Here is a 22,077-nt window from a genome sequence, read left to right on the forward strand (position 1 = left end):
CATGAGATATAGTCCGTCAGTCTTCTTCGTTCAAAACAATAGTGCGGCCTTTAAATTTTAGAAGCAAGGGAATCAGCAACCAAGCGGCAGCAACGATAAGCAGGATCAAAGACAATGGTTTAGTGAAGAAAATCATGAAATCGCCATTTGAAATAGTTAAAGCTCTGCGCAGGTTGTTTTCAATCATTGGCCCTAACACTAGAGCCAAAACGAGTGGTGCAACAGGAAAGTCGTTTTTAACCAATAAATAACCTAGAATTCCGCAAGCAAGCAACAGGAAGAGGTCAAATGTTGTGTACTGGACTGCATATACCCCAAAGAAAGAAATTGCGATAATGATTGGCAATAAATATTTTTTTGGCGTTTCGATTATTTTGGCGAATACTTTAACCAGTGGCATATTCAAAATCAATAGCATTAAGTTGCCGACAAACATGCTGGCGATGAGTCCCCATGCCACTTCAGGATGATCATCAAATAATAATGGGCCAGGCTGGATATTGTACATGATGAGTGCTCCCATTAAGATAGCGGTAGTTCCAGATCCAGGAATGCCTAATGTTAAGAGTGGAATCATAGCGCCGCCTGATGCAGCATTATTGGCTGATTCAGGACCTGCGACACCTGCAATTGCGCCTGTGCCGAATTTCTCAGGAGTTTTGCTGAATTTTTTCTCGGCAATGTAGGAGAAGAAAGAGGCAAGAGTTGCTCCTGCACCTGGCAGCACGCCGATAAAGAACCCTAAAAGAGATCCCCGCATGATCGGTTTTGCACTGTCTTTCAGATCTTGTTTAGTAGGAAGGATCCTGCCGATTTTTGCGATCGTACCATCTTCGTGTTCACGTTCTAGAATGGTCTTAAATACCTCGCCCAGTGCAAACAATCCGACTGCGATTGTCAGAAACTCTAGGCCGGAATATAGGATCGGCAAATCGTAAGTGAACCGTGCAATACCTGAAACAGCATCGATGCCGATTGTTCCAAGCATCAATCCGAACACGGTCATCATCAATGCCTTGGTCATGGACTTCCCGGCCAATCCGCTTACTGCAGCGAGCCCGAGCAACATGAGCGAGAAATATTCAGCAGGACCGAACTGGAGGGCTATATTGGATAGAGGTTCTGCCAATAGTACAAGGCCAATCAAAGATACAATACCCGCTGCAAATGAACCGATTGCGGCAATCGATAAAGCGGCTCCTGCGCGGCCTTGACGCGCCATCTGGTATCCGTCAAGCGTTGTGACAACGGAAGAAGATTCTCCCGGCGTGTTCAGAAGGATCGATGTAGTCGAACCGCCATACATGGCTCCGTAATAGACTCCAGCCAATAAGATGATGGAGCTTGCCGCTGCAGCTTCTGTCGGCATGCCGGAAGTGATTGTTGCGGTCACTGGAATAAGGAGGGCTACGCCGCTCATCGGGCCAATACCCGGCAATACGCCAACTGCTGTTCCAATAAGGACCCCTACAAAGGCAAAGAGAATGTTTTGCCACTGGAATGCGATGCTGAATCCATCCATTAAAAATTGTAATGTACTCATGGCCATCCGCCTTTCGTTTTAAAATTCTGGGAATCCCGGGAGTGAACCGCCGAGAAACTCGGCAAAAAGATAATAGACACCAAATGAAAATGCAGTGGCAATGACCAATGTTTGAAGCCATTTTCCGCTTTCCATCGTTTGAAATGCTATGACCAGAAATAAGAATGTTGTAATGACATAGCCAAGCGGCTCTAAGAGAGCAGCATATAGAACAGCACTGATAAAAATGATGAAAAACTTTTTGTATTTAATGGACTCTTCATTCTTAATAACTGCTTCATAGCGGAAAGTTTCGTAAAGTAATCGTGCACTTAAGAGAATCAATATAGTTCCCAACCCGATCGGAAAGATGTCTGGCCCGACTTCTGAACCGTAGGAACTCTCGGATATTCGCTGGCTTTCTATGACAAATAAAAGGCCAATCAATAAAAAAATAATGCCAGCAAATCGATCGAAGGTTTTACTCATAGTCTTTCACTCCTCTTAAATTAGAAAACGGCCGAAGCCGTTTTTTAAATTATTTTTGCATATCAAGTGCAGTCAACAACTCAACAATCAACTCTTCTTGATTTTTTAAATATTCTTCAAAATCCTCGCCGTTTTTGTATTCACTTTGCCAACCGTTCTGTTCAAGTTCCTGCTTCCATTCTTCGCTGCCAGACATTTCCTCTATTTTTTCTGACCAGTATTTGTATGCACTGTCTGACATATTCTTAGGTCCGAAAATGCCTCGCCAGATTGTAAATTCAGTGTCAATGCCTTCTTCTTTGAATGTCGGGATTTCGCTAAGCTCGCCTTCCAAGCGTTCAGGAGCACTTACTGCCAGTACGCGGACGTCACCGGACTTCATGTATTCTCCAATCGTAGACGCATCGGTTGCGATGACATCCGCATTGTCTCCAAGCAATGCAGCAACGGCTTCGCCGCCGCCATCATAAGAAACGTATTTCACTGATTTTGGATCGATGCCGTATTCAAAAGCCGGCAAAATACCAACCAGATGATCCATTGAACCGGGAGCAGAACCACCGGCGAATGTAACCGCTGTAGGATCAGCCTTTACAGCATCGAGTACATCAGTCAATGTCTGAAACTCAGAGTCCGCGCGAACAACAATCGCACCGTAATCGCGTGTCAATTGGGCAAGTGGGGTTGTATCTTTGTAACCGTATGGACTATTTCCTTCAGCTTTGCTGTTATTGATGAGAATCGGTGGAGATTTCACCATGAGCATGTAGTCATTATCGACTTCTTTGGTTGCATATTCTGCCATGTAGACAGCTCCACCGCCACCCGGTTTATTTTCGACCATGATCGGCTCTTCAATCAAGCCTGAGTTATTCATCGTTTTTGCAATAGACCGCGCAGTCAAATCCCAGCCTCCGCCAGCTCCAGAAGGTGCCACGATGGTTAATCCGCGTTCAGGATAATCAGGTGAACCATTGTTACTGGCTTGAGAACTTTCTTCAGACGAACAAGCAGCAAGGCCAACCGCTAAAATACCGGCAAGAGAAACGGAAATCATTTTTTTCAACATATAATTCATCCCCTTTTATAATAGTAAAAAGACAGCGCTTTCAGCGCTGTCTTAAACTTATCAGAATATATGCCCAATTCGATGTTTCTAGTCATAAGGTGGATACTGTACATATTGATAATACTGTTCATAAAGTTCACGGGGCAGGGAAGTACCGTCTTTCGGGTCTTCCAATCGTGCCATAAAGCAATTCAGCCTTGGCTGCCTGGCCGGCTGTCAAGTGTTCGAGATAGCGGCGGGCGGTTGAACGGCTCATGCCGCAAGCAGCCCCCATTTCTTCGGCCGTTATCCCGGTTGATGAATCATTCAACTTTTCTTTTATTTTAATCATGGTACTCGGATCGATTCCTTTTGGTGTAACAACTTGTTCCATATAAGGTTCATGATTTTTATTCCACAATTGCTCTATGGATTGCTCATTCAAAGAATCTGATTTTTCAAGAGATACTCTTTTGGACTGATAGTCAAGAAGGCTTTTTTGAAAACGGTCAAAAGTGAGAGGCTTGAGCATATAGTCGGAAACTCCGGCTCTAAAAGCTTTTTTGACAATGGCCGTTTCGGAGGCAGCTGTGATAAAGATGATATCGGATTCAGGGCTTTCCAGTTTTATATACGGCAAAAGGTCAGTACCTTTCATATCCGGCAGGAATACATCCAGCAAAATCAGCTGCGGTTTTAATACCTGTATCCAATCTTTCGCTTCATCGCCATTGTGTGCAGCACCTACTACTTGAAACCCTGGGATTCTCTCAATAAATCGCTTGTGTATATCTGCAATTCGCTTATCATCTTCAATAATTAGAATTTCAATCATATTCATTTCCTCCAGTCGGTATGGAAATAATAAACAGAGCACCGCCAAAATCGCCGTTTTCCATGGTTATTTCTCCTTGTAAATCGTGAACATTTTCTTGAACTTTTACTAACCCATACCCGCGGTCATCGCCGTTTTTTGTGGAGATCCGTTCTTTAAAAAGAGTGGGCAGGATGGAAGGATCCAGTCCTTTTCCGGTATCTTCGACTTCAATTAAAATTTCATGGCCATTATCGACAAAAAGAAGTCTGACCAACCGTTCATGTTCAGGCAGGTATTCAACGGCCTCGAAGGCATTCGTTACAAGATTGCCAAGAATCGATACAAATAAACTTTTTTCAAGATAGGATGGAAGCTTTTCCAAGTAGCTGTCCTCATCGAGAAGAAACTTCACTTTCAATTCCCGCGCCCTGTTAAAAAGGCCAATGACAATTCCGCCAAGCAACGGATCCTGCAGCCGATTTGCGATAAACTGAACAAGTGACTGCTGTTCTTTTGTTTCGTCATGAATGAGTTCCATCGCTTCATCGAGTGAATTCAATTGAATCAGTCCGGAAATAGTATAGAGGAAATTATGATGTTCATGAGTCTGCGAACGCAGTAAGTCGGCATATTGCCTAATTTGTGTCAGCTCATTGCGCAAACCATCCAAGTCTGACTGCAATCGGAAACTGGAAACCGCTCCAGCAATTTCATTGTCAATAAGAATTGGGATGCGGTTGACTATTGTTTTCTTGCCGCGGATTGTCATGGGACGATCGAATTGCTGTTCACCTGTCAACAGGACTTGAGGGAGCAAGGTATTAGGCAGAACTTCGTCAATCAACTTTCCAATAAGGTTTTTTTCTTTCGGCAAAGACAGAACTTCATAGGCGGACGCATTAGCCATTGTGATTTCACCACTTTTATTGACCATTATGATGCCTTCTCTTACAGATTCGATCAGTGTATTTCTTTCTATGAATAAACTTGCAATTTCTGCAGGTTCTAAACCAAATAATGTCTTTTTAATGTTTTTGGACAGAATCATTGAAGCGATTCCGCCAATAGCAATTGCAATTAACACAATAACTATAATAGAGTCTGCATACTGCAAAAAAATAGAAGTCATGTCTGTTTTCAAAAAGCCCACTGAAATAACACCGATTATATTATTTTGCTCATCAACTATAGGTGCTTTTCCTCGCAGAGCGGGACCCAACGAACCGACTGCTTCTGAAATATAAGATTCGCCTTTCAAAATAGCACGTTCATTATCGTCGCCGACCATTTTCTGGCCGATGCGATCTTCTAGGGGATGGGTGTAACGGATTCCTTCAGCGTTGCCGATAACTACATATTCAGCGCCTGTCTGATTTTGTACTTCATCAGCGATTGGTTGAAGTGAAGCATGAGGATCATCAACAGCAAAACCCTGCACTATATCTGGACGATCGGCAGTGGTAACAGCAATATTCAAAGCACGTTTTCCCATTTGTTCTTCAATGGCTTCTGAAATCGTAAAATAAAACGACAACCCAGCCGAAATCATAATGAAGGCTACGAATAGGGCTCCATATAAAAAAATCCTTCGCTGCAAAGACATCTTGATATCACTCATTTCCGGTTCGTTGTCATAGTTAATGGGCTAATTATATAGTCATTGATATGAAAACTCCATGTTTTTAGGAAAAGAAAAAACGCAAAAGATTTACTTTTGCGTCAGTTCATCTTGTTGTTCTTCGCAGTCAAAACAGACCAGTTCTCCTTCTAGATAAACTCCGTCGAGAAATCCATCGCGGCAATAGACATCTTTACCGCAATTGCTGCACGGGCCGATGAGTTCACGCATCCTGTAACCCTTCTGCGTAGACATGCATTGCCTCTTTCAAGTATTTAGCCAAGCCTTGGCCGTGCTGATCGATATTGTCAGCAAAACGGCTGTCTGATGCGTACAAGTCGCCAAGGCCGCGGAACATCTTCGGCGAACAGTCGTAGAATCGATTCAACAGGGTGTAGTAAGCTTTCATTTCTTGTTGGACGGCATGCGTTTCTGGTGGAAGATGCATCAAACTGGCGACTGTATTGTAAATACGGTCTCCTTCACGGTTGATTTCTTCCAAATCTTCTTCTTCTTTTTCAGGTTTGACCGGCTCGCTAACTGCTGGAGCCGGTACTTCGGATACAGCGGTTTCTACCGGAGCCACGGCGACAGCAACAGCTGAATCGTCGCCGAAGATATGCGCAGCCTGGGAAACTTCTTTCTGTTCAAGTATAGGTGTACTGATGCCAGTTTTTTGGTATCTTGCAATTAAATCTTCAGCTTTGCTGCTGGTGAACGCGGAAAAACGTTCCGCATCCGTCACGCTTTGCAACCCTTGAAGTTCCAGCTGCGTGCGTTCTGCATTCTGGATCAGGTTTTCGATGCGCTGTTTTTTCTGTTCCAACAACTCGATGTGCTGAGACAATGCATACTCTCGATCAAAACCATCAGCCACAAGTTCCTGTATTTTTTTTAACGAAAAGTCCAATTCTTTCAGGAATAAAATCTGCTGGAGCAACTTTAAATCTTCCCCATTGTAATAGCGGTAGCGGTTAGTTCCAATATTTGATGGTTTCAATAAACCAATGCTGTCGTAGTGATGGAGAGTCCGTACACTGACGCCTGCTATTCTTGCTACTTCTTGTACTTTGTACAATCTAATCACCTCTCTCTTTAAAATACACTATAACGCACCGTCAGTGTCAATAGTTTATGGAAAAAGACGCTAAAATGTATTGTTTTTGTCTCCTAACAGTAAAAATAAGAGGTTCTATAACCACTTTGGGTTCTTCAAAGTAAATGGATGCAGTTCTGCTTAATTTCAATCTTAAGAGGTAGAACTTAGGAGTCATCATTTTTAAACCGCCAGCCAATCACCGCGCAATCTAAGAAATGGAGTGAATTGAAAGCAAGTTGGCTGGTGAAAATCACTAGTTCAACTTACATAAATGGCATGAGATTATTTACCGGAAAATAAAAACAGATAGTTCAGAAATCTCCGGGGACTTTCCGGACTATCTGTGGAATAATGGTAATGAAAGCGCTATCAAAATATGTTGGATGAAAGGGGAAAATCATGAAACTGACTAATTTTGTGAATGGGCAATGGCAGCATGCCGAACAAGCGGAATTCAGATCTGTCTTGAATCCGGCAAATGGAGAAGAGCTGGCACAGGTACAGATGTCAACCGCAGGAGATGTTGATCTGGCGGTAAAAGCGGCACACGCAGCACAAAAAATATGGGCGAAAGTACCGGCACCTAGGCGTGCGGATTATTTATATGAAATTGGACGCCTGATGAAAGAACGAAAAGAGCAACTTGCTCAAGTGCTGACGAAAGAAATGGGGAAAGTCATTGAAGAGGGGCGCGGCGAGGTTCAGGAAGGCATAGACATGGCTTACTATATGGCGGGTGAGGGAAGGCGTTTGTTCGGTGAAACAACGCCATCGGAACTGGCCGACAAGTTTGCGATGAGCATCCGCTCTCCCATAGGTGTGGTGGGGCTTATCACTCCTTGGAACTTCCCTGTAGCAATAGCGACTTGGAAATCGTTTCCGGCAATAGTGGCAGGAAACACCTTTATCTGGAAACCCGCCACCGAAACGCCGATGATGGCCTATGAAATGGCAAAGATATTCAAAGAAGTCGGCCTTCCAGATGGAGTCGCCAACGTCGTCTTCGGTGCGGGTGCTGAAGTGGGTACTGCTTTGATTGAGCATCCGGATGTCCGTGTTATTTCATTTACCGGCTCAACAGAAACCGGCCGTAAAGTGGCTGAGGCGGGTGGACGAAACTTGAAGAAAGTATCGCTCGAAATGGGCGGCAAAAATGCGGTGATCGTCATGGATGATGCTGATTTGGACTTGGCAGTTGAAGGGATTCTCTGGAGTGCCTTTGGAACCGCTGGACAGCGCTGTACCGCCTGCAGCCGCGTTATTGCCCATTCAGATATCAAAGGGGAACTGCAAAAACGTCTGTTGTTGAAGATGGCAGCGTTGACGATTGGAGACGGAACGGATGAATCAATCAAAGTAGGACCGGTCATCAACCGCAAAGCCCTTGAAAAAATTCATTCGTATACCGCAATCGGGAAAAAAGAAGGAGCAACACTGCTGGTTGGCGGCGAAATTTTGACAGGCGGCATTTACGACCAAGGAAACTATTACGCTCCGACATTGTTTACGGATGTGGCGCCAGACATGCGCATCGCCCAGGAAGAAATTTTTGGACCGGTCGTGTCCATTATAGAAGTAGCAAATTTTGAAAGAGCGATTGAAGTAAACAATGGCGTAAAATACGGACTGTCCAGTTCAATTTATACAGCTGACATCAATCGGGCATTTAAAGCACAGCGCGATTTGGATACTGGAATCGTCTATATAAATGCAGGGACGACAGGCGCCGAAATTCACCTTCCCTTCGGCGGAACAAAAGGCACGGGCAACGGCCATCGCGATTCAGGTGTCGCGGCACTGGATGTCTTTACTGAATGGAAGAGTGTCTATGTCGACTACAGTGGGAAATTGCAGCGTGCACAGATCGATAATGAAACTTAATGGCGAAAGGGGATGTGGAAGATGAAAATCGTCGTATTAGGTGCTGGTTTGATGGGAAAACAGGTGGCACGCGACCTGGTTGCAGATGATGCTGTTGAACAGGTCTTTTTAGCGGACCGGAATGTCATTCCGACGAAACAGTTCAGAGAGCAGCTCGGCAGCAGCAAAGTTGAAGTGCTGGAGCTGGATGCCAGTGATGATAGGGCATTGGCAGCAGCTATTTCGAAAGGGGACATTGTCATCAACGCCCTGTTCTATAGCTTCAACGAAAAAGTGGCAGCCATTGCGCTCGAGTGCGGTGTCCATGCAGTGGATTTGGGCGGACATATCGGAGGTGCGACAGAAGCGGTGCTTGACATGCATGAGCAAGCTCAGCAAAAAGGCATCACATTGATTCCTGACTTGGGCGTAGCACCGGGAATGATTAATATCCTTACAGGGTATGGCGCCAGCAAGCTCGATCAAGTATCTGACATCCGGTTATTTGTCGGGGGCATTCCTGTCCATCCTGAACCTCCGCTGGAATATAATCATGTTTTTTCACTGGAAGGCGTTTTTGATCATTATACCGACAAATCATATGTGATTCGCGGCGGCAGGCTGCTGGAGATTGAGTCTTTATCTGAAATCGAGCATGTGGAATTTGAAGGCTTTGGTGAACTGGAGGCTTTCCATACATCCGGCGGCACGTCGACTTTGACTGATACTTTCAGTGATGTAAATTCATTGGAGTACAAAACCTTACGCTATAAAGGCCACGCCGAAAAGTTCAGGCTGTTGGTGGACCTGGGCTTTACAGACCGGACAAAAAAAGTGGAAGTGGACGGACATGAAGTCAAGCTCCGCTCAGTGTTAAAAGCGGTGCTCGAACCGATAACGGAACTGGGTGATAAGCAGGATGCCGTCGTTTTGCGGGTGTTTGTAACGGGTGTGAAAGCAGGAGAAGAAATCAGTTATGAATACAATATGGTGACCGTGAAAGATCCTGCCACAGGTGTTACGGCAATGGCACAGGCGACGGCTTACACCATTTCCGCTGTGGCGCAGATGATTGGTAACGGAACGATCGACAAGCAGGGTGCCTATCCTCCAGAAATGATCGTACCCGGTGAGGAATATATAGCAGAGATGGCAAAACGTGGTGTCGATATTAAAGAAACCATCCACCGTTCGGCTTTGCAAAACTAATGCATTGCTTCTAAAAAATAAAAAAGGATGGCTCCGACAGGAACCATCCTTTTTGCCGTTTAAATCAATTCTACCACTTTTTTCGGAACGAGCATTTTCAATCTGCGTGGTTCAATCTCGATCTCCAAGGGAGTTTTCAAGTAGATTTCGCCGTCGGTATCAACATCCAGCTCTTCATCAGTTTTGATGGAAATGGACCGGCCCTGATAATGGGTGATGTGTTCCAGTTCTTCTGTTGCAACCCCGGGCTGGGACAGTGAAAACCATTCCCGCAATGCAGCCAGTGAAGACGTTTGAATGATAAACAAATCCAACAGGCCATCTGCCGGGTCGATGGTCGAGAGCGGAAAGTTGTGGGTGCCGATCGATTTGCCGTTCATGACAAGCACCAGTACTCCTTCTTCAGCATAGCTGATGCCATCGATTTTCAAATAGACCGAGAATGGAGTGGCCTGCCGCATGGATTGCAGCGCGCTCATAAAGTAACTGAGTTTCCCATATCGGTCTTTTAGATGCGGATCGATATTGGAAGATGCATCGGTAATCAGACCGATTCCAGCAAAGTTAAGAAACGAACCGCCATTGATTTTTCCTGTATCGATTTCTTTGATTTCGCCGTTGACGAGTTCAGACGACGCCAAATCCAAGTCCAACGGAATATTCAAAGTGCGTGCAAAATCGTTGCAGGTGCCGCTTGGAATAATGGCGATTGGCGGAGCTGCCGGGAGGCTGGACAACGCACGGACCGCAGAATGGACAGTCCCGTCACCTCCGGCAATAAATAAAATATCGGCATATGTTGCGGTGGTCTGGCAAGCATTTTCGAATTCTTCGGGCGAAGCGGTTTGGATCAGTTCGAGTGACTTGGATGCTTCGGCCAAGTGGGGAACAGCAAGCTTCAGGACAGCGTCTATCGTAGACGCTCCGGCATTGCCGTTATACAATAATACGGAACGATTGAACTTAGGCATTTTGTGTGCCCTCCTGTAACTTCTATTTACTTCTACAATTCCACTAACGGTAATTCTGTAAACAATCGAAACCAGCGTAATAACTGGACTAATAAAAATGAGGTGTCGATATGACAATGAAACTGTTTTATCAGGATTCGGAAATTTCAGAAGCACATGTGCAAGTGCTTCGCAGTGCAAAAGACGCCAGCGGCCCTTATGCTGTATTGGATCAAAGCTGCTTCTACCCTGAAGGAGGAGGCCAGCCGGCGGATACGGGAAAAATCGGGTCTGCCAAAGTAGTGGATGTCCAGACCGTTGAAGGCGAGATACGCCATTATACGGATATCCAGCTGCCTCAAGAAAGTTTTTCCGCCCAAGTGGATTGGGATAAAAGATGGGATCATATGCAGCAGCATGCAGGCCAGCATCTGTTGAGCGCTTTGTTGGAAGATATGTACGGCTTTAAGACCCAAAGTTTTCACTTAGGGCAAGAACGGGTGTCCATCGATTTGGACTTGGATACTGCAACCAATGCTCAGCTGAAAGATGTTGAAAATCGGGCCAATCAGCTGATCAGCCAACGCCTGGCCATTTGGACTCGCTGGATCACGGACAGCGAGGCGAAAATGCTCCAACTGAGAAAGCCGCCGGCAGTGGCAGGAGATATTCGCCTGGTGGAAATCGACGGCATCGATGTGAATGCCTGTGGAGGCACTCACCCAAAGAATACAGCAGATATCGGCTTATTGAAAATCATTTCTACAGAAAAAGCCAAAAGCGGCATGCGGGTTTATTTTTTGTGTGGTACGCGGGCCTTGGAACATTTTAACTTTTTGATGGAAACCACAGACAAATTAGTCGTCCAATTGAATGCGCCGGCTGCTCAGTTGCCGGAGGCTGCCAAAGCCTTATTGGCTGAAAAAGCAGCAGCCAATAAAACAATCAAGAATCTTCAGGAACATGTGTTACTCCTCGAAGCTGCATCAATCTTTCCGGCCAATGGCGTGATCGAACGAGTTTTCGAAGAGCGTCCAGTCAAGGAACTGCAGCAGCTTGCCCGTCTAGTGATCGGTCAGCATGCAGAAGCGACCCTGCTGTTCATTAGTTCTTCTCAAGGTGATATGCGTCTGGTATGCGCCAAAGGTGAACAGGCACCAGGTGATATGCGTGAAGTGCTGAAAGGCCTTCTGGCATTGACTGAAGGCAAGGGGGGAGGGAACGCCCAGTTTGCTCAGGGAGGCGGCAGGACCGGGAAATCTCCGGAAGCATTTCAAGAGGTTTTTCGGGAAACTTTAAAAAAATTCAAGTGAATGCTTGTAACTTTTCGGTTGCTTCTGGGTCTAATGGGAAAAGGGATGTCTGAAAGGGCGTGAAGCATCGTGAAGAAGAAAAAAGTTTGGGCTTTTGCCGCGATCGCAGCTATTTTAATAGGTCTCGCGTTTGTCTTTTTTAACGACAAAGTATCGGTAAGCGCTTCGTCTGTCGCTTTAGCCGAGCAGGGCTGGAAAGCCAACTTCTCTTCCTCGCTCCAGCAGGATGCCATCGATAAAGGCGATGTCTATCTCACAGATGCACAAGGTGGACGGGTCGATGTGGAAATGATCATCCTTGAAAATGGCAAGACATTGGAAATACCTGAAATTGCCACCGGCCAATACCAGTTGCATGTGAAAAGAGCAGCATTAAAAAACAACTTCATGAAAAGTTTGGTCAGTACTGAAATTTCATTTGTTGTGCAGGATCAATTAGAGCAGCTTACGGATGAAGAAGAGCTGCGGAACTATTTTGCACAGCTGATGGAAATGCAGCAGAACAACCAGCAATACGGGGGCACAATTGCTGAAAGTGGAGAAGAAACTGCAGAATCCGCTGACTCTGCATCTGGCGAAAGTGAAGGGGTGGGAGGCGACCATTCAACCACCAACAATCAGGTGGAGGGAGTGGATGAAGCTGATTTAGTAAAGACAGATGGTTCATATATTTACTCGATCAGCGAATCGCGCGTGATGATTTCAGATGTACGGAATCCCGAGGAAATGGCTGTCGCCGCGGAATTGCCTTTTACACAGGAAACCTATCCGCAGCAGCTGTTTCTATCGGGAGATACACTGATCATCCTGGGCAGCAGCTATTCCGCCATGCCGATGGACGATTGGCATCTGCCAAGCAGCCAGCAGCCATATCTGGGCCTGACAACCGTTTACTTATATGACATCAGCAATCCTGAGTCGCCTCAGCTGATCCGTGAATTCGGCGCTGAAGGAAATTTGAGCGGCGCAAGGCTGAGCAGTAATGTTCTTTATTTTGTGACCAGTGTCTATCCGGATTATTGGATTCTGGAAGAACAGGACGAACCGGAACTGCGTCCGCATCGCTACGACTCAAAAAACGGTGGAGAACTTGAGCCTATTTCTTATGACAGCATCGCAATTCTGCCGGGGACCATGGAAGGCAGCTACAGTGTCATCACGACGATTGACTTGGCTGTTCCTGAAACCAACGATGTCTCGACGGAAGGATTTTTAGGCGGCAGCGAACAGCTTTATATGAATGAAGAAAATCTTTATTTGACGGCCTCTGCCTATGTTCCATTAGGCGATGACGAACTGAGCGGCAACAGTGAAATGGCAATTTGGATGCCGCAGCAGGCAAATACGGAAGTGTTTAAATTCGGTTTGAATGGTACTGCGGTTGAATTTTTGGCTTCTGCACAAATTACTGGTTCTTTGCTCAATCAGTTTTCGATGGATGAACACAATGGTTATTTCCGTGCAGCAACGACAGAAGGGATTGCGTGGGATGTGACTTCTCCATCAAAAAACCACCTATTTGTTCTGGATGGGCAAATGAATCAAGTGGGGTCGGTAGAAGATTTGGCACCTGGCGAACGGATTTATTCAGCCCGCTTTATCGAAGATAAGGCTTATATGGTGACCTTTAAAGAAACCGATCCACTTTTTGTCATCGATGTTTCGGTTCCTTCCTCTCCACAAGTGCTTGGAGAACTGAAGATTCCGGGCTTCTCAAATTATCTGCATCCGTTGGACGAGGAACATTTAATCGGTTTTGGCTATGATACGAAATTGGTGCCTGTAAAGAATGGAGAACCGCGCGTCGTGACAGGCGGCATGAAAATCTCCTTATTCGATGTCAGCGATTTTGCAGCTCCAGTAGAAAAAGATACGGAGATTATCGGAGGGCCTGGCACATACTCGACGCTTCAATACGATCACAAAGCTTTGTTTACGCATCAGGAAAAGAACTTGTTTGGTTTTCCAGCAGCACTTTATGAAGAAACTGCCGGTGATTATATAGATTTTGATGGTGAAGGCGCGTTGATTTACACCATTACTCCAGATGGGATTTCCCAAGCCGCCAGTTTGATTGAACAAACTGATGATCAATACGAAGATTGGAATACCGCGATACAGCGAATTCTATATATTGGGGAAGAACTGTACACAGTAGCAAATGGTGAAATCAAAAGCTACAGCCTGGAAACCTTTGAACCAATCAGCAGTATGACATTTGATAAATAGCAGCAAGAGGCATATTTACAGGTGCCTCTTTTTTTTTTATGTTTTTAATTAGCAAAAATAGGGAAGTTGATGAGTATTCTGAAAACTATAACTGGAGGGATATCGATGAAAGCAGTAACGTTTCAAGGAGCAAAGAATATGCAGGTAAAAAATGTAAAAGATCCTGAAATCCAGAAAAAAGATGATATCATCGTAAAAATCACCTCAACTGCTATATGTGGTACGGATTTGCATATTTATCAAGGTGCATTGCCGACAACAAAAGACACGGTAATCGGACATGAACCAATGGGAATTGTGGAAGAAGTGGGACCCGATGTCACCAAAGTAAAAAAAGGGGACCGTATCGTTCTTCCTTTTAACGTCAGCTGCGGGAAATGCTTTTACTGCAGCAACGAAATGGAAAGCCAATGTGACAACTCAAATGACAACCCTCATTTTGACACCGGCGGGTATTTTGGTTTGACGGAACGCTATGGTGATTATTCAGGTGGACAAGCCGAATATTTGCGTGTGCCTTACGGAAATTTCATGCCTCTGTTGATTCCAGAATCCTCTGAACTGGAAGATGAATCGCTGTTGTTCCTGTCAGACGTTTTGCCAACCGCATGGTGGAGTGTAGAAAATGCCGGCGTTAAAAAAGGTGATACGGTCGTTGTCCTTGGATGCGGCCCAATTGGATTAATGACGCAAAAGTTTGCCTGGATGCAAGGTGCCAGCCGCGTAATTGCAGTTGATGAAATTCCATACAGAATGGAACTTGCCAAAAAAATGAACAATGTTGAAATTGTTGATTTCAGCATGCATGACAATACAGGTGCCCTGATCCACGAAATCACGCAAGGTGGAGCAAATGTTGTCATCGACTGTGTCGGAATGGACGGCAAAAAATCACCGTCAGAAGCGGTTCAGCAAAAATTGATGCTTCAGGGTGGTACTTTAAGTGCCATTGACATCGCAAAAGATGCTGTTGGCAAGTTTGGGACGATCCAGTTAACCGGAGTTTACGGATTGACGTATAACCAATTCCCGCTAGGCAATATATTTGAACGGAATGTCACCATGAAGATGGGGCAGGCTCCAGTGATCCATTTGATGCCGATGCTGTATGAAAAAATCGAAAATGGAGAATTTGATCCGCGCGAAATCATTTCACATATTGTGCCATTGGAAAGTGCCAGTGATGCTTATCAAATCTTTAATGACCATCAGGACAACTGTACAAAAGTTGTACTGAAGCCATAATGGCTCATAATTCGCAGTCCATTAAACGCCCCGCAGAGTCGGGGCGTTTAATTTTTTGTCCATGTGCGTTATGATGGGTACTGAAACCGACTGCGAGAGGGGCGAAACATGTGACACAAATAGGAGAGACCAGGCGTGAACTCGCGTTGGATTGTTTTTTGCTGGCTGGCCGAATCATGATGGAAAGCGGTGCCGAAACTTACCGCGTGGAAGATACAATGATCCGAATGGCCGTTTCACAAAATATGGTAAACTCTCATTGCTTCGTGACACCGACAGGCATCATGTTTTCTCCGAGTGAAGAGCTGGCGACACGATTTGTCCGTATTAATAACCGGAGTACCGATCTTGAACGGGTAGCACTTGTCAATTCCGTTTCCCGGAAATTGGTGGCCGGAGAATATACAGTGCAGCAGGCTTACGATGAACTGCTGATTATTGATCAAACCAATTATCGATTCAATATATGGCTGCAGATTTTAGCAGCTTCAGTAGCAAGTGGCTGTTTCCTGATCCTATTGGGGGGCAGCTGGATTGATCTTCCTTTTGCTTTTGTGTTTGGCGGTATCGGTTTTATCATAGTCGAGACCATTCTCGAAGAAACACGGGTGAAGATATTTGCCGAATTTATAGGCTCTTTTGTGGTCGGAATACTGGCTTCGATAGCGGTTTATACCGGATTCGCGACAGATTTGGATACCCTGATCATCGGCTCAATCATGCCGCTTGTTCCGGGGCTCTTGATTACCAATGCAGTACGGGATTTGATGGCAGGGCATTTTGTGTCTGGGTTGTCTAAAGGGGCAGAGGCTTTTTTAACAGCGTTCGCTATTGGTGCCGGGATCGCGGTAGTTTTATCATTTTAAGGAGGAGATCGGATGAACTGGCCATTGGAAGCATTTCTCAGCTTTTTGGCAGCTGGCGCATTCGGCGTCATCTTCAATACGCCGCGCAGAACATTGATCAGCTGTGGGCTAGTCGGCATGAGCGGATGGCTCATCTACCGCACGTTCTTCCTTGTCTTCGAAGATTCCGTACAAGCTTCTTTTGCCGGAGCATTTGTGGTTTCAATTGTGGCACATTTGCTGGCTAAGAAATTTCGGATGCCGATGATCATTTTCAGCATCGCCGGAATTATTCCGTTGGTGCCTGGAAGCAAGGCTTATAACGCGATGCGAAATATTGTTGAGCATAATTACCTGGAAGCTATTGCATTTGCATCTGAAGCACTGATGATTTCAGGCGCGGTTGCGATGGGACTGGTCTTTGCAGAAGTGCTGATGCAGCTGTTCTTCAAGCGGCAGGCAAAAAGAATACAAAGAAAAATGGGCCTGACACAAGAGTAATTCTTGTTTGTCAGACCCATTTTTTATGCGCTTTTCTGTGTTGTCTAGCTTCAGCGCCCAGATTCTAGGGGCCGCGGGATGCGGGTCAGATAACCGTTGCGACAGGAAGTCGCGATCTTAGGTTAGCTTCTGCGATTGGGCGCTTACGCTTTTCTTTGTCCAGACTCCAGCTGCCAGATTCTAGGGTCATAAGCCACTCTGGCTGTGCGGCTAAAAACATGCCGCTTCGCCAGCGCGTCTTATGCCCGTCGAATCTAAACGGCAGCTTCCGCTTTTCTGTGTTGTCTAGCTCCAGCTGCCAGCCCCTCGAGTCGCTTCACCCTTATCAGCAATGGCAAAGATCGCCATTACCGATAAGGCTTCCAGCGCTTGTCGGGGCTATATGGCAGCTTCCGCTTTTCTGTTTACCCCAGCCACTTTTCCAGGTCTGCAGCATTCATCGGATGGCCGATAATGTAGCCTTGCAGGCTGTCGCAGCCCATGGCGCGCAGTAGTTCAAATTGTTCGTTGGTTTCAACGCCTTCAGCTGTTACTTGGAAATCAAGCGACTTCCCAAACTGAATCATACCGTTGATCAACTTTTGTATTTTTTCTTGCTTGGTGATGGACTGAATAATCATTTGATCTATCTTTAATGAAGATATTGGCAGCATAAGCATATAGCGGAACGAAGCGTAGCCAGTTCCAAAGTCATCTAATGCAAAACTTATGCCTTCTTGGTGAAGTGTCTTCATCTGAGTCATGATTGAACGTTCAGCCTCGGCTTCAAGAGCGAATTTCTCAGTGATTTCAATCATTAATGAGCTGGCTTTGCAATTATTGATTTTTAACTGATCGAGCAGCATTTTTGCCATGTCCTTGTCTCGGAACTCACGGATGGAAGAGTTGATGCTGATTTGCAGATCAATGCCTTTAGATTCCCAATCACTCAATTGCTTGCAGGCAGTTTCAATGACAAAGCTGCCGATTTCATTGATCAGACCATTTTCTTCTGCAATGGGAATCAGTTCATCGGGTGTAACTACGCCGATTTCTGAATCCGTCCAACGCACCAAAGCTTCAACTCGTTCAACTTTGCCGTTGTTCAAGTTTACCTGCGGCTGATACAGGAGCTGCAAGTTTTTGCGATCCAATGCATAGATCAGCCGTTTTTCGATAAGAGCTTTGCGATTCAAACGTTCATGGTCATCGGATGTCAGCGCAGAAATGGCACTGCCGCCCCGATCTTTTACTTTTTTGATGGTGGCATAAGAAGCTTTGATCAAATGCATAAAGCTTTGCTGGTCTTCAGGATATTTGGTGATGGCGCCGCTGATGGTCATTGGCACCGCCGTACCCTGCAGATAGATCGGATGCTGCTTAAGGTAATGAAGAAAGCCTTCGATAAACCAGTTGCTCAACGGTGTCACCAAAGCAAATTCGTGCAGCCCGGCGCGTGTAATAATGGAGTCGGAAAAATACATCCGCAGCCGTTTCGTGAATTCGATGAGCAATTCGTTTTCAGTGTCTGTGTCTGACACATCCCGCAAAGTATAAAAACGGTCAATATCCAGAAAAATGAAGGAAAAATGGCGTCCTTCTTCTATATATTCATTGACCACTTGCTCAAGACGGTGCCGGTTCTCTAACCCTGTTACCGGATCGATAAAGGCGATTTCCTCGAGATGCTGCTGGGCTTTTTTGTTGGCAGTTATATCTTTTTCCAGGAAAATGTAATACGTATCATCGGTGGAAAGCTGCATAGGGATGGCTGTCAGATCAACCCAATAAACTTCGCCATCTTTTTTCACTTTTTTCGCTTCGCCGTTCCAGACATTGCCTTCTCTTAACGTGGATAGAATGGAATCGACAAATTTGACATCCGCTTCACCATCTCCAAACATGTGCCAGACCGGCTTGCCTAAGATCCGTTTTGGCGTCCACTTGCTCAATTTTAAAAATAAGGGATTCGCATATGTAATCAAAAATTCCTGATCAAAATAAAGCAGCATGAAAGAGTCGTCCAAACCATTGCGCAAATGGTTTAATTCTTTAGGGGCAGAGCCCTCTTCATCGCCTTCATCCAATTCATAGATCGTCATGACGAACTGTTCATTGTTTGAAGTGTAGGACTTGGCTACAACTGTTGTATAGGCCTTTATTCCATCGCCCAATTCTATTTCCACATCTTCAAATTTAACCGGTTCCTCAGTATGCAGAAGTTTTTCCCATGAATGCTTGCTTAACGCTGCTTTTTCAGGATTCATATAAGGAGAAAGCTGGCCTTTGACCGCTTCGGACTCTATTTGAAAAACGTGCTCGGCATGCTGGTTGCACCATGCAATCAAGCCGTCTTGGTCTAAGATGATGATGGGGAAAGGAATATGGTTAAAAACGAGGGTGTCAGCTAATTTACCTTGCAATTCGCTCATTCTTTGACGCTCCTTAACCGTAGTGTACTTTCATTATAGAGAAGAAAAGGTCTATCGTCATCCTTTTCAAAATAATCTCTAAAGGAAATTCATGGATTTTTCACTATCCTTTCCTTGACAATCGTGAGAGAATAGGCATAAATCATATGAAAATAGAGGTAAGAAAATGTTAAATAAATTTTTTGTAATATTATCCCTGATACTAATTTTCCCTTTTTCGGTTCAAGCGCATACAACTTTAATGTCATCGACACCGGCAGAAGGTGAAACTGTTACCGAAGCTTTGGATGAGGTGCAATTGGTTTTTGGGACAAGAATTGAAGAAGGCAGCACAATGACAATCGAAGGAGAAAGCGGAACATTAGAATTTGACGGCATCACGGTAGCCGAAGATTCGATGACTGGTGAGTTTAGTAAACCATTGGCTAATGGAAACTACCGCATTCTTTGGAACATTATTGGGGAAGACGGCCATCCCATCGAAGGAGAAATTGCTTTTAGTATTTCTGTGGAGGCAGAGGAAGAACCGGCAACAGCTCCGGCGGCAGAAGAGAAAGCTGAAGAGCCAGCAGAACAGTCTGTGTCGGCTTCAGAGGAAGGGGCAGCGCCGGAAGTAGCTGAAGAAGGCAGCAACCTGCTCGTAACCAGTGTGCTTGTGCTGATTGCTGCTTTAGTGATTTTCGGAATCTATAAATTGCTGATGAAGAAAAAATGACATTTTTCACTGCATTTGCCGATGTCTTGCTGTATATTGCCTTTTCATATTTGGCGGGTTCCGTTGTGCTGCAATTTGTGCCCGAGGACCGGAAACCGAGGCTATCCACTTCAAAGGTTTTGCTGCTGCTCAGCACAGCTGGAATTATTTTTCTGTCATTTGGTCCGGTCTATGAACTGGCTGTATTTCTTCAAAGCAGCCAGGGGTGGAGCGAATCTTACCTGAATGCCATTACTGGATTTCGCGTTGGTCAAGGATGGCTGATCACCTTGCTGCTCGGAATCATCCTGGCTATAACCATTTATTTGGGGGGCAGCCGTTATATCCAGGCGCTTTATTTGTTCCTGCTGATTCTGACTGTCGGATTCTACAGCCACATTTCGACTCTTGACCTGTGGGCTGGATTTGCACTGCACTCCATCCACATTCTTTTTATGGCTATGTGGGCTGGTGTGCTGCTTCACGTGGCATGGTTTGCAAAAGAAGGGATGAACTGGGCGCGGTTTTTGGCCTGGTTCACACCGTTTGCATTTTTCTGTGTAGCAGCAGTAATCGGCAGCGGAGTTGTCATCATGTTCTTTTTTGTGGCTCCAGCCGATTACGCCAATTCCTGGGCTTTGCCTTATGGACAGTTGCTCCTGCTAAAGCATCTCAGCATTATACCGGTGCTGATGGCAGCTTTGATCAACGGATTTCTCAATAAGCAAAAAGTTTTTCAGCAGGCTTGGCTGAAAGTAGAAAGCATCCTGCTGCTGATCGTCTTTATCTTTACCGCTTTTATGAGCAAGCAGGCACCGCCTCACGATGTTAATGATACGCTGAGGATTGAAGGCGGCGGGTGGTTGATTGAAGAATTGGCAGGCCCTTTGTACATTCCGCTTGCAGCAGGATTGGATTTGACCTTAAACGGCTCGCTCTTGATGGGGCTTAGCCTGCTGTTGCTGGCTTTGATGCTGGTAGGTTTTTACCGGCAGCTGAATGCCTGGCTGTCATTGTTGTTAAGTGTTGGATTTATCATCAGTTTTTATGTGGGGTTAATGTTGAACCTATCATTTTAAATAATTACAGGCCAATCTTTCGGGATTGGTTTTTCTATTGAAAGGAGTGGGGAGCATGCAACGTTTAAAGGGAGTTTCCATGATATTAATCGGGGCCATGCTATGGGGAGCCACGGGACCTTTAATGGAATGGACTATGGAGATCTATGGCATTTCCGTTCCGTTTCTTTTAACCATCCGTTTAATCGTGGCGGGTCTTTTATTGCTCTTGTTCCTGAAGCTGAAAGGTGTCCGCGTCACAGCAATCTTCCGCAATAAAACCTGGATTCGCCCGCTGCTGATCTTCTCCATACTGGGAATGCTCGGCGTCCAGTACAGCTTTGTCGCCGCAATTGAAGCAAGCAACGCCGTAGTAGCGACTTTGATGCAATTTTTGGCTCCTGTCTATATTATTTTGTTTGTTTCCATCACTCACAAAAAAATTCCGCCAAGCTATCAAATAATCGGTATGGCTGGAACATTGGGGGGAATGTTTTTGCTGCTGACCAATGGCAGACCCGATCAGCTGATCATCAGTGGACAAGCATTTTTCTGGGGCATTCTGGTAGGTCTGGCTTTTACTTTCTATACTTTATATCCTGCGCGCCTCATGCAGGAATGGGGAGTGTTGCTCGTGGTCGGCTGGTCGATGCTTTTTGGCGGCATTTTTCTCGGACTTGTAAACCCAATTTTTCTTTCAGACGAATGGCCGATCCTCACCGAACTTCCGGTGATTGGCGCAATCCTGGCCATCATCGTCATCGGAACAGCCGCTTTCGTCTTGTTTCTCAGCAGCATGCGCTACATTACCGCCGTTGAAACCAGCATCCTGTCATCACTAGAGCCGTTGACCGCGATGGTCATTTCCATGTTCTGGTTTGGCCAGGTTTTGTCGCCGGTTCAATTATTCGGTGCACTGGCTATGTTGATTTTTGTCACTTGGCTATCGCTGGCCGGCAATCCGAAAAAGAATAAGCTGGAGGCGGAGTAGGTATAGAAACGTCTTATATTATTCTCCATTCCTTGGGCTAAGAGCAATAGACCCCGCGGGAGTCTCCACTGATTTTTTCCATATCTTTTATGAACATATCAGAAAAACTTAGGCTTGCTTTCAATCTACGCCATCTCTCGCGAAAGCCCTGGCCGAAGCGATGAATAAAATCTCGTTT

19 protein-coding genes are annotated in these 22,077 nt (G+C 45.4%); 10 read left to right on the plus strand and 9 right to left on the minus strand.

Annotation, left to right across the window (positions count from 1 at the left end):
* Positions 1 to 16 precede the first annotated feature (16 nt).
* From QOZ98_RS05050 to QOZ98_RS05080, 7 genes are all read right to left on the minus strand, one after another.
* Positions 17 to 1,543: a tripartite tricarboxylate transporter permease gene (locus tag QOZ98_RS05050; protein ID WP_308786406.1), complete on the minus strand. Its 1,527-nt coding sequence runs from the start codon at positions 1,541 to 1,543 to the stop codon at positions 17 to 19.
* A gap of 18 nt (positions 1,544 to 1,561) precedes the next feature.
* Positions 1,562 to 2,011 carry a tripartite tricarboxylate transporter TctB family protein gene (locus tag QOZ98_RS05055; protein ID WP_308786407.1) on the minus strand — a complete coding sequence of 150 codons (450 nt, stop codon included), beginning with the start codon at positions 2,009 to 2,011 and terminating at the stop codon, positions 1,562 to 1,564.
* A 49-nt stretch (positions 2,012 to 2,060) separates the two neighbouring features.
* The gene (locus QOZ98_RS05060) at positions 2,061 to 3,080 is read right to left on the minus strand and encodes a Bug family tripartite tricarboxylate transporter substrate binding protein (protein ID WP_308786408.1); all 1,020 of its coding nucleotides are present in this window, start codon (positions 3,078 to 3,080) and stop codon (positions 2,061 to 2,063) included.
* A gap of 136 nt (positions 3,081 to 3,216) precedes the next feature.
* On the minus strand, positions 3,217 to 3,894 hold the full coding sequence (locus QOZ98_RS05065; RefSeq protein WP_407676698.1) for a response regulator: 678 nt from the start codon (positions 3,892 to 3,894) through the stop codon (positions 3,217 to 3,219).
* Positions 3,887 to 5,425 carry a sensor histidine kinase gene (locus tag QOZ98_RS05070; RefSeq protein WP_308786410.1) on the minus strand — a complete coding sequence of 513 codons (1,539 nt, stop codon included), beginning with the start codon at positions 5,423 to 5,425 and terminating at the stop codon, positions 3,887 to 3,889. The genes QOZ98_RS05065 and QOZ98_RS05070 overlap by 8 nt, the downstream gene beginning before the upstream one ends.
* 159 nt (positions 5,426 to 5,584) lie before the next feature.
* Positions 5,585 to 5,725: a hypothetical protein gene (locus QOZ98_RS05075; RefSeq protein WP_308786411.1), complete on the minus strand. Its 141-nt coding sequence runs from the start codon at positions 5,723 to 5,725 to the stop codon at positions 5,585 to 5,587.
* Positions 5,718 to 6,572: a MerR family transcriptional regulator gene (locus QOZ98_RS05080; RefSeq protein ID WP_308786412.1), complete on the minus strand. Its 855-nt coding sequence runs from the start codon at positions 6,570 to 6,572 to the stop codon at positions 5,718 to 5,720. Before QOZ98_RS05080 ends, QOZ98_RS05075 begins: the two co-directional genes overlap by 8 nt.
* Before the next feature lie 420 nt (positions 6,573 to 6,992).
* Between QOZ98_RS05080 and QOZ98_RS05085 the strand changes: the two genes are divergently transcribed.
* Together QOZ98_RS05085 and QOZ98_RS05090 are read left to right on the plus strand one after the other, a co-directional pair.
* Positions 6,993 to 8,474, plus strand: a complete 1,482-nt coding sequence (locus tag QOZ98_RS05085) for an aldehyde dehydrogenase family protein (RefSeq protein WP_308786413.1) — start codon at positions 6,993 to 6,995, stop codon at positions 8,472 to 8,474.
* A 21-nt stretch (positions 8,475 to 8,495) separates the two neighbouring features.
* Positions 8,496 to 9,662: a saccharopine dehydrogenase family protein gene (locus QOZ98_RS05090; RefSeq protein ID WP_308786414.1), complete on the plus strand. Its 1,167-nt coding sequence runs from the start codon at positions 8,496 to 8,498 to the stop codon at positions 9,660 to 9,662.
* A gap of 59 nt (positions 9,663 to 9,721) precedes the next feature.
* On the opposite strand, the gene QOZ98_RS05095 is transcribed toward QOZ98_RS05090, so the two are convergent.
* The gene (locus QOZ98_RS05095; protein WP_308786415.1) at positions 9,722 to 10,633 is read right to left on the minus strand and encodes a diacylglycerol/lipid kinase family protein; all 912 of its coding nucleotides are present in this window, start codon (positions 10,631 to 10,633) and stop codon (positions 9,722 to 9,724) included.
* A gap of 110 nt (positions 10,634 to 10,743) precedes the next feature.
* On the opposite strand from QOZ98_RS05095, the gene QOZ98_RS05100 reads away from it, so the two are divergent.
* The 5 genes from QOZ98_RS05100 (at position 10,744) to QOZ98_RS05120 (ending at position 16,745) form a co-directional block, all read left to right on the plus strand.
* Entirely contained in the window at positions 10,744 to 11,925 is a 1,182-nt protein-coding gene (locus QOZ98_RS05100; protein ID WP_308786416.1) for an alanyl-tRNA editing protein, read from the plus strand.
* A 69-nt stretch (positions 11,926 to 11,994) separates the two neighbouring features.
* Positions 11,995 to 14,154 (plus strand): beta-propeller domain-containing protein, encoded by a 2,160-nt coding sequence (locus tag QOZ98_RS05105; protein ID WP_308786417.1) that lies wholly within the window; start codon positions 11,995 to 11,997, stop codon positions 14,152 to 14,154.
* A 105-nt stretch (positions 14,155 to 14,259) separates the two neighbouring features.
* Positions 14,260 to 15,399: a zinc-dependent alcohol dehydrogenase gene (locus QOZ98_RS05110; RefSeq protein WP_308786418.1), complete on the plus strand. Its 1,140-nt coding sequence runs from the start codon at positions 14,260 to 14,262 to the stop codon at positions 15,397 to 15,399.
* A gap of 110 nt (positions 15,400 to 15,509) precedes the next feature.
* Complete coding sequence (locus QOZ98_RS05115; protein ID WP_308786419.1) at positions 15,510 to 16,265, plus strand: threonine/serine exporter family protein; 756 nt, start codon at positions 15,510 to 15,512, stop codon at positions 16,263 to 16,265.
* A gap of 12 nt (positions 16,266 to 16,277) precedes the next feature.
* Positions 16,278 to 16,745, plus strand: a complete 468-nt coding sequence (locus QOZ98_RS05120; protein WP_142827042.1) for a threonine/serine exporter family protein — start codon at positions 16,278 to 16,280, stop codon at positions 16,743 to 16,745.
* Between the two features lie 404 nt (positions 16,746 to 17,149).
* On the opposite strand, the gene QOZ98_RS05125 is transcribed toward QOZ98_RS05120, so the two are convergent.
* A complete protein-coding gene (locus QOZ98_RS05125) occupies positions 17,150 to 19,156 on the minus strand; it encodes a bifunctional diguanylate cyclase/phosphodiesterase (RefSeq protein ID WP_308786420.1) in 2,007 nt (668 codons plus the stop codon).
* A gap of 166 nt (positions 19,157 to 19,322) precedes the next feature.
* On the opposite strand from QOZ98_RS05125, the gene QOZ98_RS05130 reads away from it, so the two are divergent.
* Genes QOZ98_RS05130 through QOZ98_RS05140 form a run of 3 tightly spaced genes read left to right on the plus strand, consistent with a single transcriptional unit; the run spans position 19,323 to position 21,899 of the window.
* Entirely contained in the window at positions 19,323 to 19,871 is a 549-nt protein-coding gene (locus QOZ98_RS05130; RefSeq protein WP_308786421.1) for a copper resistance CopC family protein, read from the plus strand.
* Positions 19,868 to 20,929: a copper resistance D family protein gene (locus tag QOZ98_RS05135; RefSeq protein WP_308786422.1), complete on the plus strand. Its 1,062-nt coding sequence runs from the start codon at positions 19,868 to 19,870 to the stop codon at positions 20,927 to 20,929. Before QOZ98_RS05130 ends, QOZ98_RS05135 begins: the two co-directional genes overlap by 4 nt.
* 55 nt (positions 20,930 to 20,984) lie before the next feature.
* Positions 20,985 to 21,899 (plus strand): DMT family transporter, encoded by a 915-nt coding sequence (locus tag QOZ98_RS05140; RefSeq protein WP_308786423.1) that lies wholly within the window; start codon positions 20,985 to 20,987, stop codon positions 21,897 to 21,899.
* Positions 21,900 to 22,077 lie beyond the last annotated feature (178 nt).

This window comes from Planomicrobium stackebrandtii, assembly GCF_030814955.1.
Classification (GTDB): domain Bacteria; phylum Bacillota; class Bacilli; order Bacillales_A; family Planococcaceae; genus Planococcus; species Planococcus stackebrandtii.